This window comes from Dictyobacter alpinus, assembly GCF_003967575.1.
Taxonomy (GTDB): domain Bacteria; phylum Chloroflexota; class Ktedonobacteria; order Ktedonobacterales; family Ktedonobacteraceae; genus Dictyobacter; species Dictyobacter alpinus.
In genome coordinates this window covers 153,308-168,075 of the sequence record NZ_BIFT01000001.1, presented here as the reverse complement: position 1 = coordinate 168,075, position 14,768 = coordinate 153,308, and the positions used below count along the sequence as shown (strand labels likewise).

The 14,768-nt window shown below is 45.4% G+C and carries 13 protein-coding genes and 1 rRNA gene; 3 read left to right on the top strand and 11 right to left on the bottom strand.

The genetic code is table 11. The features are described 5' to 3' along the window. Positions 1-8: 8 nt before the first annotated feature. On the bottom strand, positions 9-1,409 hold the full coding sequence (locus EL633_RS00685; RefSeq protein WP_218027388.1) for an AAA family ATPase: 1,401 nt from the start codon (positions 1,407-1,409) through the stop codon (positions 9-11). Between the two features lie 192 nt (positions 1,410-1,601). Between EL633_RS00685 and rrf the strand changes: the two genes are divergently transcribed. Next, positions 1,602-1,718: ribosomal RNA gene (gene rrf, locus EL633_RS00680) — 5S ribosomal RNA — on the top strand. Between the two features lie 108 nt (positions 1,719-1,826). Here the strand turns inward: rrf and EL633_RS00675 are convergent. From EL633_RS00675 to EL633_RS00660, 4 genes are all read right to left on the bottom strand, one after another. After that, positions 1,827-2,342, bottom strand: a complete 516-nt coding sequence (locus EL633_RS00675; RefSeq protein WP_126625353.1) for a DUF2721 domain-containing protein — start codon at positions 2,340-2,342, stop codon at positions 1,827-1,829. A gap of 386 nt (positions 2,343-2,728) precedes the next feature. Next, on the bottom strand, positions 2,729-3,715 hold the full coding sequence (gene egtD / locus EL633_RS00670; RefSeq protein ID WP_246039059.1) for an L-histidine N(alpha)-methyltransferase: 987 nt from the start codon (positions 3,713-3,715) through the stop codon (positions 2,729-2,731). Next, positions 3,705-5,003, bottom strand: coding sequence for an ergothioneine biosynthesis protein EgtB (gene egtB / locus EL633_RS00665; protein ID WP_218027387.1), 1,299 nt, complete (start codon positions 5,001-5,003; stop codon positions 3,705-3,707). The genes egtD and egtB overlap by 11 nt, the downstream gene beginning before the upstream one ends. Before the next feature lie 259 nt (positions 5,004-5,262). Then, the gene (locus EL633_RS00660; protein WP_126625351.1) at positions 5,263-6,453 is read right to left on the bottom strand and encodes an aminotransferase class V-fold PLP-dependent enzyme; all 1,191 of its coding nucleotides are present in this window, start codon (positions 6,451-6,453) and stop codon (positions 5,263-5,265) included. 237 nt (positions 6,454-6,690) lie between these two features. On the opposite strand from EL633_RS00660, the gene EL633_RS00655 reads away from it, so the two are divergent. After that, positions 6,691-7,227, top strand: a complete 537-nt coding sequence (locus EL633_RS00655) for a GNAT family N-acetyltransferase (RefSeq protein WP_126625350.1) — start codon at positions 6,691-6,693, stop codon at positions 7,225-7,227. Between the two features lie 107 nt (positions 7,228-7,334). On the opposite strand, the gene EL633_RS00650 is transcribed toward EL633_RS00655, so the two are convergent. From EL633_RS00650 to EL633_RS00635, 4 genes are all read right to left on the bottom strand, one after another. Next, complete coding sequence (locus tag EL633_RS00650; protein ID WP_126625349.1) at positions 7,335-7,562, bottom strand: helix-turn-helix domain-containing protein; 228 nt, start codon at positions 7,560-7,562, stop codon at positions 7,335-7,337. Positions 7,563-7,808: 246 nt separating this feature from the next. After that, positions 7,809-8,804: a GTP 3',8-cyclase MoaA gene (moaA, locus tag EL633_RS00645; RefSeq protein WP_126625348.1), complete on the bottom strand. Its 996-nt coding sequence runs from the start codon at positions 8,802-8,804 to the stop codon at positions 7,809-7,811. 291 nt (positions 8,805-9,095) lie between these two features. After that, positions 9,096-10,529 carry a type I glutamate--ammonia ligase gene (gene glnA, locus EL633_RS00640; protein WP_126625347.1) on the bottom strand — a complete coding sequence of 478 codons (1,434 nt, stop codon included), beginning with the start codon at positions 10,527-10,529 and terminating at the stop codon, positions 9,096-9,098. Positions 10,530-11,189: 660 nt separating this feature from the next. Then, positions 11,190-12,122, bottom strand: a complete 933-nt coding sequence (locus tag EL633_RS00635; protein ID WP_161981837.1) for a helix-turn-helix domain-containing protein — start codon at positions 12,120-12,122, stop codon at positions 11,190-11,192. Between the two features lie 71 nt (positions 12,123-12,193). Here EL633_RS00635 and EL633_RS00630 point away from each other — a divergent pair, with 71 nt between their 5' ends. Next, a complete protein-coding gene (locus EL633_RS00630; RefSeq protein WP_126625345.1) occupies positions 12,194-13,009 on the top strand; it encodes a phytanoyl-CoA dioxygenase family protein in 816 nt (271 codons plus the stop codon). 101 nt (positions 13,010-13,110) lie between these two features. Here the strand turns inward: EL633_RS00630 and cofC are convergent, their stop codons facing one another. After that, complete coding sequence (cofC, locus tag EL633_RS00625) at positions 13,111-13,713, bottom strand: 2-phospho-L-lactate guanylyltransferase (protein ID WP_126625344.1); 603 nt, start codon at positions 13,711-13,713, stop codon at positions 13,111-13,113. A gap of 115 nt (positions 13,714-13,828) precedes the next feature. Next, complete coding sequence (gene cofD / locus EL633_RS00620) at positions 13,829-14,761, bottom strand: 2-phospho-L-lactate transferase (RefSeq protein ID WP_126625343.1); 933 nt, start codon at positions 14,759-14,761, stop codon at positions 13,829-13,831. Positions 14,762-14,768: the final 7 nt, after the last annotated feature.

The window sequence follows — 14,768 nt, the reverse complement described above, 5'->3', positions numbered from 1 at the left end:
TAAGCAATCTAGAAAGTGTGTCCAGCACCAAGGAGGCGTTTGGTAATCTCACCTCCTTCGAAGAGCAGTTCTTTGAGGGCATCATCGATGTGTTTGTCCTCAATAATGAGCTGTTCACGTGCCTCGTTTTCATCGGCTGAAATCAGAGCTGCCTTGCGTAGTAGCTCGCGAATAAACGTCGCACTAACACCTTCGGTTTGATTTAAGATCTGTTCCTGCTCGAGTAATTGTAATGTCAGACCCTGACTATAAAGTTCAAAGAGTCGGCGGCGGCAGTCGCGATCTGGTAAGGAAATTTCAATGGCCAGATCGATACGTCCAGGCCGGGCAGCCAGCGCTGGCTCAAGGATGTCTGGGCGATTGGTTGTTAAGAGAAAGAGGATATCGGCATCATCAGAGATACCATCCATCTGGTTAAGTAGCTCAAAGAGCAGGGCGTTGCAAGCCTGATTCTGATTGGTGCGCTCCTCTGCAATCAGATCAACATCCTCAATAATCACCGTCGCCGGCTGGAGGAGGCGGGCCAGTTCACAGGATTTTTGGATCAAGCCAGTGTTCTGGCCAGTGACAAGTAGAACTGTGCGCTCAGGCATTTGATTGGCAATGTACATCGCCGAAAGAGTCTTGCCAGTTCCTGGAGGTCCATAGAGTAGGAGACCGCGTTTGATATGGCGTTGCGCACGTTGAAGTTTTTTGCTAAGTTGAGCAAAACGAATAGTCTGGCGTTCAATATGCTCTAATGTACCCTCCGGCAAAATAATATTGTCGCGGGTAATGACTGGCAAATGGTGAAATTTCACATCAAGTAGACGCTGATTATTCATAGCGATCGAGATAACGTGGTTGCGATAGACATTATAACGGCGCATCGTTATACGCAGCTCACTTAAAAATGCCTCTGCATCCTCACGCACGCGCGCCACTACCTCAACCCGTATATTGAGATCCCCAAAAGGATTGCGTGCGCCGGAAATCAATAGTGCCAGACGATGGTTGTCTTTTTGAAACAGGTAGAAGCCTGTTTGGATACAGGCCATAGATGTTTCATCATGGAGTACCACATTTACATACTCCACCGGCCCTTCACTGGCCTGGTTCTGGCGTTGAGTGTTGAGGAGAGATGCTACCTTAATACCCATATACTCATTAGGAGCGGTGATCCCCAGCAATTTCGCATTCCATCCATGGATGTCGATCATTCGGGTAAGCGCAATCTGAAAATTTGGTTGATCCGCCTTCTCGAATTGTTCCCCAACTACTGGCAACTCTTTAGGATCAATGCCGAAGTGTTGATGGAGATAGGTCGCAAAGATTGGTTCCTCCTGTTTACTTTGTGCAACCGCTTTATCCATAAAGCCTTTAAATGAAGAAAGAAATTGTGCGGTATCTGTAGATTCTGGTGTTGACACTGTTTATTTACCTTTCTCTTGCATTACAGGAATAGGAAGTATTTATGGTAGCTATCCTGACACTCTTGATAAGACGTTGTGGGGTGATATTTGTAAATGCGTAGAAAAATTGTTGGCAAAAACCATTGACATGTGTGAGTGGTTATAGTATTATAAACCTCGTCAAGAAAAGCCACTTGTATGTGCAGGTGAGCTGGTGACTTTAGCGAAGAGGGTACACCCGTTCCCATCCCGAACACGGTAGTTAAGCTCTTCCTCCCCGATGATACTACGTGGGCAACTGCGTGGGAAAATAGGAAGTCGCCGTCTCACCCGCCTATATGGGTGGTTTTTTGTGTCTAAAAAGGCGTGCCAACCATGGTTGGCACGCCTTTTTAGACACAAAAAAACTAAGATCTTCTCTCTGCACTTCTCATTCTACTTGCTTAACTTCAATCCATGCTGGACTTCAAAAACGATCGATTTAGGTGAAGCGGCAAACTCAAAAGCTGTAATCATAATACATGTTAAAAAGATTAAGGCACCTAACATTAATGTGAACATGGCAGCCATTTCTAGCCATGAGATGCGAGTAATAGCATGGAAGCCGATCTCAAACATACTTAAGACCAGCACACCAATAGTAATTTCTGCAGCCAGAATTGCGTTCCACTGCAATTTATGTCGCGTTAAAAGATGCGGCATTTCAAATTCGAGTTCTTTTAAACGTTCTCTATTGAGATCACGTAAAGCATTAATTTCTCGCGGATCACTTGGGTTTTCAGAATTTTCTTTCTGGATCAAATGGATCAATTCCATATGTTCTATATGCATAGCGCGCAAACGAGCGCTCAAAGAATCATAGCGTTGGAGTAATCCATTCATAAAGAGTGTACAACTTGAGATCATAACGACTGGAGCGAGAATAAGACTAATTACATTTTGAATATTCATTGTGGTATCAAAGACATGCTGTAGAAGCGGGTCAGAACTATTGCAGTATATTGAATTCTACGCAGTAGATCTGGCAAGACTGTATACTCTTCATTATGGGTGAATAAGCATACCGGCCCTGAATGCGACTCTCATAAGGAAATACCTATACTCTTTTTGAGTAGAGGTTTTTCTTCAGGAGAATTTGTAGACACAGCAGACTCCTTTCTTATAATTGAACAAGCTCTGTCTGTAGTACGATTATACCTGAATTTTCGATTTGCAAATGGGATATTTGGTAAAAAAATATCGAATAAACTTGTCAATACCAGGAACGGACGTCATTGTTTGATACTATGAACAGGCCAGCGTCAGCTACGAGGACGCTGGCCTGTATTGTGGAAACGTTAGATGACTGAGAGATACTGGATGCTGAAGAACTTGCGGCGATCTAACCAGACATGCTCAACCTGAAAGCCAGCATGAGCTGCTAACTGGCCAAATTCCTCTAGCGTATATTTGTATGAGCTCTCAGTCCAGATACTCTCGTAGTTGGAAAAGTTGATCTGCTCCTTTGCAATGTGCACTTGCTGGTTAGTCAGGCTAACCAGATGCATTTCAATGCGTCCCTGGCCTGGATTATAAAAAGCGTAATGCCCAAACTGATCTAACACAAAATTGGTATCCAGCTCAGTATTGAGCCGTTCCAGCAGATGCAGGTTAAATTGTGCGGTAATGCCTTCTCGATCATTATAAGCCTGATGGAGAAGTGAGAAATCCTTCTTGAGATCGACTCCAATCAGCAAGCCACCACCTTTGCCACACATGTGGGCGATCTTGCTCAGGAATTGGCGAGCCGGTTCCCGATCAAAATTACCAATGGTGGAGCCTGGATAATAAGCAACTTTGTGACCGCCGGATCGGGTTGGTCGTGGTAATTTAAAGTTGCTAGTATAATCTGCACAAATAGGCAGAATCTCGATTTGTGGGTACAATTGCTCCAATTCTAGCGAAGCCTGGAGAAGATGTTCGCGTGAAATGTCGATTGGCACATATGCAACCGGATCTTGTAAATGATCCAAAAGCTGGCGTGTTTTAATACTGCGGCCACTGCCATACTCGATGAGCATACACTCAGGTCCCAGCACTGAAGCGATGTCCTGGATCTGATTCTGCATGATCTCTAACTCTGTACGAGTCAGATAATAATCATCAAGTTCAGTGATACGATCGAATAATTGCGAGCCAACCTCATCATAAAAGTATTTGCTCGGAAGTTCTTTGACCGGCTTCTGTAATCCTTGCAGAATTTCCATCCGAAATGTATTTTGTTTGGGCGTGAAATCATACCGTTCAAGCTGTTCATGTATGCTCTGTGCGATGTTACACCTCACGTGCTAAACGAACACCTGTAAATTGCCAGCGTGCATCTGGCGGGAAAAAGTTCCGGTAGGTGGGTCGAATATGCGTGATAGAAGTCGCGCATGAGCCCCCACGCAGGACAAATTGATTGCACATGAATTTACCATTATATTCACCTAATGCACCAGCCGCAGGCTTATAGCCTCGATAAGGCAGGTAAGCACTTTGGGTCCATTCCCAGACATCGCCATACATTTGCGCCGGCTGTGTGGATGAGGCCTGGGTCGTCAGTGGTATAGGATGGAATGTCTGATTTTCGACAAAATTGCCTTCAACTGGCAGTTGACGCGTTGCCAACTCCCATTCGGCCTCGGTGGCCAGACGGGCATTGGCCCAGCGAGCATAGGCATCGGCCTCATAATAACTCACATGACAAACAGGTTCTGCAGGCTCAACCTCACATAAACCGCTCAAGGTCATTATCATCCAATGACCATCATGTTGCTCCCAATAGAGCGGAGCCCGCCATTGTTCCGCCTGAACCGTGCTCCAACCACTGGAGAGCCAGAGCAGGGGATTTTGATATCCTCCATCTTTTATAAATTGCAGGTATTCAGCATTTGTAATCAAGCGTGATCCTAGCTGATAGGCATCCACAAACTCACGGTGGCGGGGACCCTCATTGTCATAAGCAAAGCCATCCTTGTCATATCCGATCCAGGCTAGCTCTTCAGGATAACTGATCCATTCAAGAGGAGGCGGCGGTTGCGATGGTCCGATGGTTCGTTCCAGGTAAGTGGGATGGAGTGGATTGCAGGAAAGAACATGTTTGATATCGGTAATGATTAATTCCTGATGTTGCTGCTCATGATGAATACCCAGTGTCACAATGGGCGTTATTTTGTCTAGATGCTCCTGGCTACAGGCTGTTAAAAAGTTACTAATACATTCATCGACATACTGACGGTACGCATAGATTTCCTGTACCGTAGGTCGAGAAATCAAGCCGCGTTTAGGACGACAATGGCGCTCACCCACAGAATTATAGTACGAGTTGAACAGGTAAGCATATTGTGGATGTGGCGAGATGTAATCCGGAACATTCGGTTCCAACAAAAAAGTCTCGAAGAACCAGGATGTGTGGGCTAGATGCCACCGTGTCGGACTAACATCGGGCATTGATTGAATCACATAATCCTCAACTACCAATGGAGCGCATAACTGTTCCGTGAAGTGGCGTACCCGTGAATAGTTATCAAGTAATAATTGCCGAGGTGATTGAGGGGTCAGGGCTGATTCTTCTTGGATGATTTTTACCACTCTACATCTCCTTGGTTGATCGCGATAGCTCGTAGTTATCCAGAAAGAAAAACCTACACTAACTAATGATCGGTACAAGGCCAATTTTCGAGAGTTTGTGGCTAATGACGCTATAGCTTTTAACTTTACGTGATCAAGACCTTTCTATTGTAACCTGTGAAGATTGTTTACTCAAGCCGAACCAATTAAACTCAGGGTCTGATTGGGGTGTACAGTGTGGGTGTACGCGGCTGCGCACACCCACACTGTACAATGGAAATTAAATAGTTTTGGGATGATTAGTGAGGTAGGTCTCTTGTATAGTACGAAGTGTTTCAGTTAACAGATCGAGTTCGGCTTCGGTATTGTAGAAGCCAGTTGAGATGCGCAAGGAATGATTGTCGGGAATACTGCGAATGGCGATGTGCTGTTCTTGTAGTCTGTTTACTATTTCGGTCTCACTGATACCGGAGATGGTGAAGGAAAGGATTCCATTCTGGCCCGCTTTGGGTGTCAAGATGGTGAGACCAGGAATCTCTTTAAGGCGTTGGTAGGCGTAGGTATTAAGGTCTGAGATGCGTTGAAAGAGCCAATCGTATCCTACGATGTTTTCTAGCCAGTAAAGTACTGCCGATTGGCCTGCGATGGCTGCGGTCTGACGTCCACCCAGTTCAAAGCGTTGAGCATGAGCGTGGATTTCCCAATCCAGGGCAGACTCAAATTTGGCTGAATAATAGCCTACATAGGTTGGTTGGAGATAGTATAACGATTCCTTGCGTACATACAAAGCTCCAGTACCATCGGGACCACAAAGCCATTTTTGCATAGGAATAGCATAGAAATCGACTCTAAGTGCATGAACATCTATTGGAATGTTGCCAGCAGATTGAGCTCCATCGATCAGGACTGGAATATTTAATGAGCGGCCCAGGTCACTAACTGCCTGGACATCCAGGACAGCTCCAGTGGTCCAGGCTACGTGTGAGAGGACAATCAGGCGTGTACGTGAGGTAATCAAGGATTCGATTGCTGCGCGTGCTGAGTAATCAGCAGATTGGCCTAGATCAGCTTTATGGATAACGATACCATAGCGATCGCGTATTTGATAGAGCGGTGCCAATGCGCTGATATGCTCGTGATTCGTTGTAATAACCTCATCACCAGCGTGCCAGTCTAATCCATGGCTTACAATATTCATTCCTTCACCAGTATTATCTGTGAGGGTAACTTCTTCAGCATTGCAATGAAGCAGGCGGGCTACCTGTTCACGAGCATAAGCATAGATCGCAATAATCTTCTCAAAACCAGCAGTTCCTAGACGACCTTGCAGCAATTCTTCCTGTATACGTGTAACCATGGCATCCGATGCACATGTAGGTAAAGGGCCAAATGTTCCCGTATTAAGATAGATTTGGGATGTAGTTGCGGGCATAGATTGCCGGATAGTTTCAAGCTGAGCATTTGTACTCAAAATAGCCGAACTCCTCTAGTATAGATATGGTCAGTGAGGTCTAAAACAAGCAGATAGTGGCCACTTTTTTTTAGATAAACTGTGTGAGTATAGTATATAGTATAGATATCTCATTTTGCAGATGCCCACGAATAGATATTTTATTTTTTATATTGAAGCGCATGGGTCAAGTGTTACATAAAAACACTAAACTACATCAGATATTCTGAATGTTATGAGAAAGCTGAGAAGACAGGTATGCGTATTCGCCATTTTCGTTCCGGAGATATCTCCTCTGTAGCTACTATTCAACAAGCGGCAGTTGAGTTTGAACAGAGACCAGTTCAATCTGAAGAAGAGTTCATAAACTGGTTTTTCAATCCAGCTAACGATGTTTTATCGAACGCTTTTGTAATGACTGATGATGATGATGAACTTCTGACCTGGGGACAAGCTGGTACTCTAGAGGGTATTGAAGGAGAAATCGTTGCTTATACCCTCCTACAATGTTTGCGAGATAGTGAGGGATACCATCTACGCTGCCAGGGAACTGTCCATCCTGAATATCGACATCAAGGAGCTGGAAGAGCTTTAATGGTAGGAGCTTTAAATCGGGCACGTTTGCTGGCCTCTGATTTTGAATTTGAAGCGGAAGCAGAAGGTATTCCTGTATATTTTGAAGTTTTACTACCGATTGCTGATCCCGGTGCTACCCAGCTAGCAAAAAAATTCGATTTGCAACCAGCTGACCAGTCGAATATTTATGGGTTACAATTGTATCGAACTATATTATAAGGATAGTGCAAAAACTGTAATCAGGTCGAATAAGATTGAAGTGTATGTGAAGCCTCCGTCTGCTAGTTGGGGGGAAAAATACTAGCAGTTCGGAAGCCGATAGACTATTATGCTTCTTCACTAATGGTGTCTTCATCAAGTGGCGATGGTGGGGCTGCAAGCAAAGCTTCAAGGGTCGAGCGGCGAATGCGGTACGCCTGGCGTATACCACTATGGGGGAGTGAAATCGCTTCAAGCACACCACTTTTAATCCACCGACGAACAGTAGTGTCATCGACTCTCAGTTGTTTTGCAACCTCGCCGACTGTTAATAGATCCGCTTCCTCATTTGCCACAAATTTCCTCTTTCTGGCCTGTTATTCTAGTCAGGCCGAATGTATATTTAGTACGATGTTAATACAGTTAGGCAAAATAATATTGATGACAATATGTATTTTGCCTATTTGACTATAATGACGATCCTGCTCTTTATTTGTAACATTCTTTTTGCAGATGTCTACACTGTATTAATGGAGTAAGTGATAATCAGAACGTATCACTTGTATATGTAATAGACATGGAGTATCAATCGTTTAATTGAATTATCCACCGATCCTAGACATAGTTCTATTAGTTCTTTTGAAGCTTTTATCGCCGATGTAATGCTTTAATTCTTTATTGAGAACTGCCTGTCGGATTGCCTGGATAAGTGGTTCATTGTTGGAGTGGGCACGTACAACAGCTCTTAGATCAGTCTCTTCAGTACCAAAGAGGCAGGTGCGCAATTGTCCATCTGCAGTAATGCGGATACGATCGCAAGTGGAGCAGAAAGGTTCACTGACCGGGTTAATGAAACCCACTTCACCGATACCATCGCTAAATGTATAACGGCGAGCAGTTTCTGAAGGATCGCCCGTGGTGATTTGTTGCAGAGGACCATATTCAGCTTCAATGATATTTTTGATCTCAGCACCTGTAAGGATATCCTCTTTACGCCAGATCTGATCAGCATCTAGAGGCATAAATTCGATCCACCGTACCACATAGGCCTTATTGCGAGCCAGGTGTGCAAAGGAGAGAACCTCTTCTTCACTATAGCCACGCATAGCGACAGCATTAATTTTGATGGGATGGATTGATGGATATTTTTCGAGTTCGGCCAGGCCTTCCAGGACATGATCGAGTTGATCGCGGCGCGTCAGTTGAGCAAATTTTTCGCGTAGGAGAGAATCCAAACTGACATTAATGCGTGTTAAGCCTGCAGCAGCCAGAGCAGCGGCCTGTTGTTTAAGGAGGATGCCATTGGTGGTCAGGCTTAAACTACGTAGCCCTTCGATCTGACCCAACTGTTGTACCAGTGATGGTACATCTCGTCTCACTAGAGGCTCGCCACCAGTCAAGCGAATCTGTTCTATACCCATGCCCACCGAAACTTGAGAGATGCGTACAATCTCTTCGTATGAAAGAATTTCATCCTTTTTTAGCCAGGGAAGTCCCTCGGCAGGCATACAATAAGTGCAACGAAAATTACACTTATCGGTAATTGAGATACGCATACTTTTAATACGTCGTCCATAACTGTCTACAAGTAATTCCATGTCGGTGTCCCTCTATGAATAAGTCTAACAAACGTGTGGATATATATACTATAGCACGTTTAATCGACGTGGGTTTTATGTCTAATCTTATGACGTGGTAGCAGGTGAAGTATTAAGGATTGGTTTCCATTGTAGTACTTATCAGTGTATTGAGTGATAAGCTTTTGAAGCAGAGAATGTGTTATATCTTTTATGCAATATTGTTATTATTAAATGTAAACACATGCAAGCAAAAAGAGTTCCAGCTACATTTATAGCTGGAACCTAGAAAATGTTTGCTAAGCGGATGCATTAAGCATCGTAATACATTGAAAATTCGATTGGTGCAGGGCGCAGGCGGACCTGATCGGCCTGTTCGCGCTTGAGGTCAACATATTTTTCCAGAACATCAGTAGTGAAGACACCACCTTCGAGCAAGAAGGCATGATCATTTTCAAGTGCCTTCAGTGACTCATCCAATGATCCAGGAACCGAGCTGATCTCGCTCAACTCTGCCTTCGACATACTGTACAGGTCTTTGTCGACCGGTCCATAGCCATACTGACCAGGATCAATCTCGTTGCGGATACCATCCAGACCAGCCATCAACAGAGCGGAGAAGAGCAGGTATGGGTTAGCAGTTGGATCGGGAGGGCGGAACTCCACGCGTGTCGCTTTCGGGCTCTCAGTCCTGGGGATACGGATAGCCGCACTACGGTTACCCTGTGAGAAGACCAGGTTGACTGGAGCTTCGAAGCCAGGAACCAGACGTTTGTAGCTATTCGTTGAAGAGGCTGCAATAGCCAGGATCGAAGGAGCGTGGGTCAAGACGCCGCCGATATAGTAGCGAGCCAGCTGAGACAGGTTAGCGTAGCCACCTTCCTCAAAGAAGAGGGGCTTGCCACCTTTCCAGAGACTCTGGTGGGTGTGCATACCGGAACCATTATCACCATAGATTGGTTTTGGCATGAAGGTTACCGATTTGCCATACTTGCGAGCAGTATTTTTGATGACATATTTGAAGAGCAAAAGTTTGTCGGCGGTATCGAGCAATGTGCCAAACTTGTAGTCAATTTCACATTGTCCAGCAGCACCAACCTCGTGGTGGTGGGCCTCAACCTGAATACCCAGCGCCTCAAGGTTAACCACCATTTCCGAACGCAGGTCTTGATAGGTATCATTAGGAGCTACAGGGAAATAACCACCTTTAATATTCATCAGATGGCCCATATTGCGGGCATCATCACGGCCTTTGCTATTCCAGTGGGCCTCATCAGAATCAACCTCAGCATACTGAATGTTATCAGCTGATGAGTAGCGGACATTGTCAAAGATGTAGAATTCTGCTTCAGGGCCAAAGTAAGCAGTATCGGCAATACCTGTGCTCCGTAGATAGTCCTCAGCCTTTTTGGCAATATAGCGAGGATCGCGGCTATAAGGCTTCTGGCTACCTGTAGCACCTGGATGGGCAATATCGCATGTCAGGCTTAGTGTAGGGACAGCAGTAAATGGATCCAGGAAAGCTGTATCAGCATCTGGAATTACGAGCATATCACTTTCATTGATGGCCTGGAAACCACGAACGCTGGAACCATCAAACGGTAAGCCTTCCGAAAATAAGTCTTCTGACAATACATGCACGGGCACGCTAAAGTGTTGCCAGGTACCTGGTAGATCCGAAAATTTGAAGTCAACAATTTTGACTCCGCTTTCTTTAGCTAGCTTTAGGACTTCCTCTGGGGTCATCTGTCTTATTCTCCTCTTAACATGGTATCCTGGCATCATTGCAGGAAGTGATGGCATGCATTGCCCCGTATTGTCGTAAGCTTATCCATACCCATATCCTGGAAAGGCAAGCGTGGATGCCATTTCGTTACCAGTAGCATAATTGCTACTACTTAGCTATTACCAGCATAGCACTTGTCCAGAAACGATAGAGCCCGTCATCCAAAGTTGTTTCACGATTGAATGAGGTCGTATGAAATAAGGTCAATCTCGTGTCTCGCGAGATCGTTTGTGCCTGCCTTTATAATATGACGGTTATAGAGGAGTATACTACAGTCAGTTTATCCGAAACTTACCGGGCTCAAATTGTGCATTGTGCACAAATAGAGCTGAATATAGCTCCAATTGTGCCTACAAATAGAGGTTATAACCATTCCATAAGGAAGTGCAAAAATCTAAACTGATGTGCAGACTAAACATACAAAGGCTTCCAATGTGTCCAAAGAGGCTGAAAAAAGTTCTGAGTAAAGACAATCTTCCATAAAATGTGCATTTCTATTATATTTATTATTTGCCATATGATGATTGATGATTGATGGCTGCGTTTTATTGGCGTTTGCTTTGTGCAAAACATCCATGCGATTAGCCAGGAATATAGAGGTTTTGGCCGAATGCGCCTTGTCACTCGGATTTTTGCCGTTGCTCAATTTCTTGACGATACATACTTGGACTGATACCAAAGTGCTGATGGAACTGACGACTAAAATAGAAACTACTATTAAATCCTACATCTTCAGCGATAGTCGAGATCGTATTCGTGCTAAATTCCAACAGGCGTGTAGCTTTCTCCAGACGCAGAGAAATTAAGACATTCAGCAGAGAAGTACCTGTTTCTTGTTTGAAGAGATGGGAGAGGCGTGAAGGAGATAAGGAGACGAGAGCGCCCAATGTTTTAAGATCATAATGGCTTTTGAGGTCGCGAGCCATGAGTTGTAACAAAAACTGGATGCGTGGATCGAGTCCTGGTTTCTGCTGTTGGGTTATTTCTCTGACCGCTAACAATAATAACTCTTCAAGTCCATTAAGTGCCAGCTCACGTTGGAGCGTTGATATGGGTTCTTCTGCAGATGATCTGAGGTTGGTTGGCAAGGTAGAAAAATGCACACTGGCATCAGTATGGAGCTTAAGAAAGGTTGTGCGTAAACGTTCGCGCACCTGTGGAGTTGAAACTGATAATTTTGATAACCCACGCCCACTTGCTGGCAACTGCCACCAGCTTAACCAATTCATCCTTGGTTGAAAGTGCGCCCAAAAGAATTCCCAGGTGTAGCCAGTTGGAACCGAATAATCATGTAAAGCATCTGGCTGGAGCAGGATGAGATCTCCTGGTAGAGCCTCTACCGTCAGTCCTGGTTGGCGATACAAGCCCCGACCCGATAGGGTATATGTAATCAGCCAGCTACCAGAGCCATGTGGACGATAGACCTTATAGCCAGTACATTCTTGGAAATAGCCTGTCACTAGAATCTCAGGCGGTGGAGAGGCAGTTACTTCAATACTCATATAGCAGGATTGTACATGTTCCTGACCAGCTTGTCTATTCTTTTTTCGCATAATTTTCAGTACAGTAATAGAAAGGTTAAGATAGTAGGTATATGTTGATATGAGTGAAGGAGTCACAGAGCATGGCAGTATCATTGGAGCATTTGGCACCTGAACAGATACAAATGTTTGAAGAGAGTGGCTATATCGTAGTACGTCATTTACTGGCACCGGCAGAAGTGCAAGGATTAATTGACAACTTTATGGAAATTCATCAGCAGGGAGCGCGTCCAGGTTTCTTTGAGCCAGTGTCCGCAGAGCAAGCTGATGGTGATATTCTCAAACAATATCCGCGCATCATGCATCCTCATCGTTTTAACGATATGGCCTTGCGCTATCTGCTTGATAGCCGTCTCGCTATTATATTGGAAGATCTTTTTGGAGAGGAGCCATTGGCTGCGCAAAGCATGCTCTATTTCAAGCCAGCAGGCGGACGAGGGCAGGCATTGCACCAGGATAACTTTTTTCTGCGCGTTGAACCCGGCACCTGTATTGCCGCCTGGATCGCGCTGGATCGGGTGGACCGTGAGAATGGTGGACTGGAAGTAGTGCCAGGTACGCAAAAGATGAATATTTTCTGTCCAGAAGAGGCGGATGAAACAGTATCCTTTACCAGGGATTATGTACCAGTGCCTGCGGGATTAGAAGCTGTACCGGTGGATATGGAGCCGGGAGATGTACTTTTCTTCAACGGTAGCCTGGTGCATGGCTCACAGCCCAACACCAGCCAAGATCGCTATAGGCGATCATTCATTTGTCACTATATCGGACGTTCCTCCGAACGCATGTCAATCTGGTATCGACCTATCTTGACCATGAGTGGGGAAGAAGTTGCCATCGCAGAAAATGCCGATGGAGGTCCCTGTGGCACCGAATTTGGCATGCAGGGTCCACACTAAAGCACTAAAAAGCTCTCCTCTGTCGCCCGCTGTAGTGCCAGGTGACAGAGGAGAGCTTCTGAGGCTATCCAGCAAGAGGTAATAACTTAACAGTATGTCTGTTATTGATGGGCATATTCGTAGCGCTGGAGGGCGGTAATATCCTCAATGGTATCGATATCTAATGCCAGGCCCAAACTACTTTGAACGCTACAACTTAAGTTGAGCCGTTCAGCTTCACGCTGATGGCGATAGCGACTATTAATGCCAAAGAGGTAAGGGAGTACCAGAGGAGGACGTGTGAGTAAGGCATTCGTACCCGATCCATCCTGTGAAGTAGCAATAACTACATCATAGCTTTTTGACCTGACGACAAGTTGATGCACATCATCAACTTGCAGCAAGGGAAGATCCGCTGAAATGGTTAACAGAGCCGAAGCACCTTGTTGTCGTTCATACATAGCAGCCGCAGTCAATGCTGGGTTATGGCCGGCCTGGGTTTCGACAAGCGCCTGAGCATGCCAGGCTTGCGCTTTTTGTAATACCCGTGGATCAGCACTGACAACCGAAACATGATCGAACAACTGGCTTTCTTGCAGTGTCGATAAGACATGATGAAGCATATCAAGCATCAAACTAGCACGTTGCGTAGGCGTTAAGTGCGCAGCGAGACGGCTCTTTGCTTCCTCAAGCGATTTAACCGGAACAAGTGCTGTATATTTCACGAGTTTTTCCTATATATTCTTAATAAATAGGCCCAGCCTGTATTGGACCCTCTGTGTACTAATCTTTGCTAGCATTGACGGCCAGATCAGATATGAAGGGTTACACAGCTATTACTTAATATGGTAAGCCTGCCTCACGCAAGACGTAGCGAGCTAAATCTGCTTTGGCCTTGCTATCGCTCATAATGGTATTGGTAACGGATGTTGGAATACCCAGATCTTCAATCGCATCTGCTAGATGAGCATCTTTCTCATCAATCACCATAACATCCAGAAAGTCGCGATAATGACGGGCAACACCAACGGCTGAAACATCCATATGCAGGCCACGCATCAGTTTATCGGCGGGTCCCTTGATAGGGGCGCCCCCAACGATAGGACTGATTGCTACAATCATGCCACTGGCTTCATGCAAGACATCGTGAATGCCTGGTACAGATAAGATGCTACCAATACTCACAATTGGATTACTCGGAGCGAGCAGAATAGCGTCAGCATGCTTAAGCGTATCCAGAACCCCGGGTGCTGGGCGAGCATCTTTGGCCCCGACAAAAACTACATCCTGTACTTCATCAGAACAACGGCGCTTGACCATGTATTCCTCAAAGTGAAAAAGTCCTGCAGGTGTTTGAATATGGGTTGCAACAGGTTGATCGCTCATGGGTAAGATACGCAACTTCAAACCAAAGTTCTGGCGTAACTCATCGGCAACCTCACTAAGCGTTTTGCCCTCGCGTAAACGCGCGGTGCGATGAATATGTGTGGCCAGATCTCGGTCACCCAACGCAAACCAATCTTCATGACCATAGCTGGTCAACTGTTGCATGGTGTGAAACGTATCGTTGCGAATACCCCAGCCGTTTTTTTCATCCACAAGACCAGCCAGTGTATACATGACAATGTCTGTGTCTGGGGAGACATTCAGGCCATAAAAGAGGCGGTCATCACCAGTATTTGTGATGACCGTAATTTCTTCTTCTGGTACCACCTGGACCAGTCCCTGCAAGAAGCGTGCAGCGCCAACGCCGCCAGCGAGAACAGCAATCATACACATT

Coding starts and splice junctions, on each gene's coding strand:
- EL633_RS00630 (WP_126625345.1), top strand. CDS start 12,194: ATGGCAGTATCATTGGAGCATTTGGCACCTGAACAGATACAAATGTTT.
- cofD (WP_126625343.1), bottom strand. CDS start 14,761: ATGATTGCTGTTCTCGCTGGCGGCGTTGGCGCTGCACGCTTCTTGCAG.
- EL633_RS00675 (WP_126625353.1), bottom strand. CDS start 2,342: ATGAATATTCAAAATGTAATTAGTCTTATTCTCGCTCCAGTCGTTATG.
- moaA (WP_126625348.1), bottom strand. CDS start 8,804: ATGGAATTACTTGTAGACAGTTATGGACGACGTATTAAAAGTATGCGT.
- glnA (WP_126625347.1), bottom strand. CDS start 10,529: ATGACCCCAGAGGAAGTCCTAAAGCTAGCTAAAGAAAGCGGAGTCAAA.
- EL633_RS00635 (WP_161981837.1), bottom strand. CDS start 12,122: ATGCGAAAAAAGAATAGACAAGCTGGTCAGGAACATGTACAATCCTGC.
- EL633_RS00655 (WP_126625350.1), top strand. CDS start 6,691: ATGCGTATTCGCCATTTTCGTTCCGGAGATATCTCCTCTGTAGCTACT.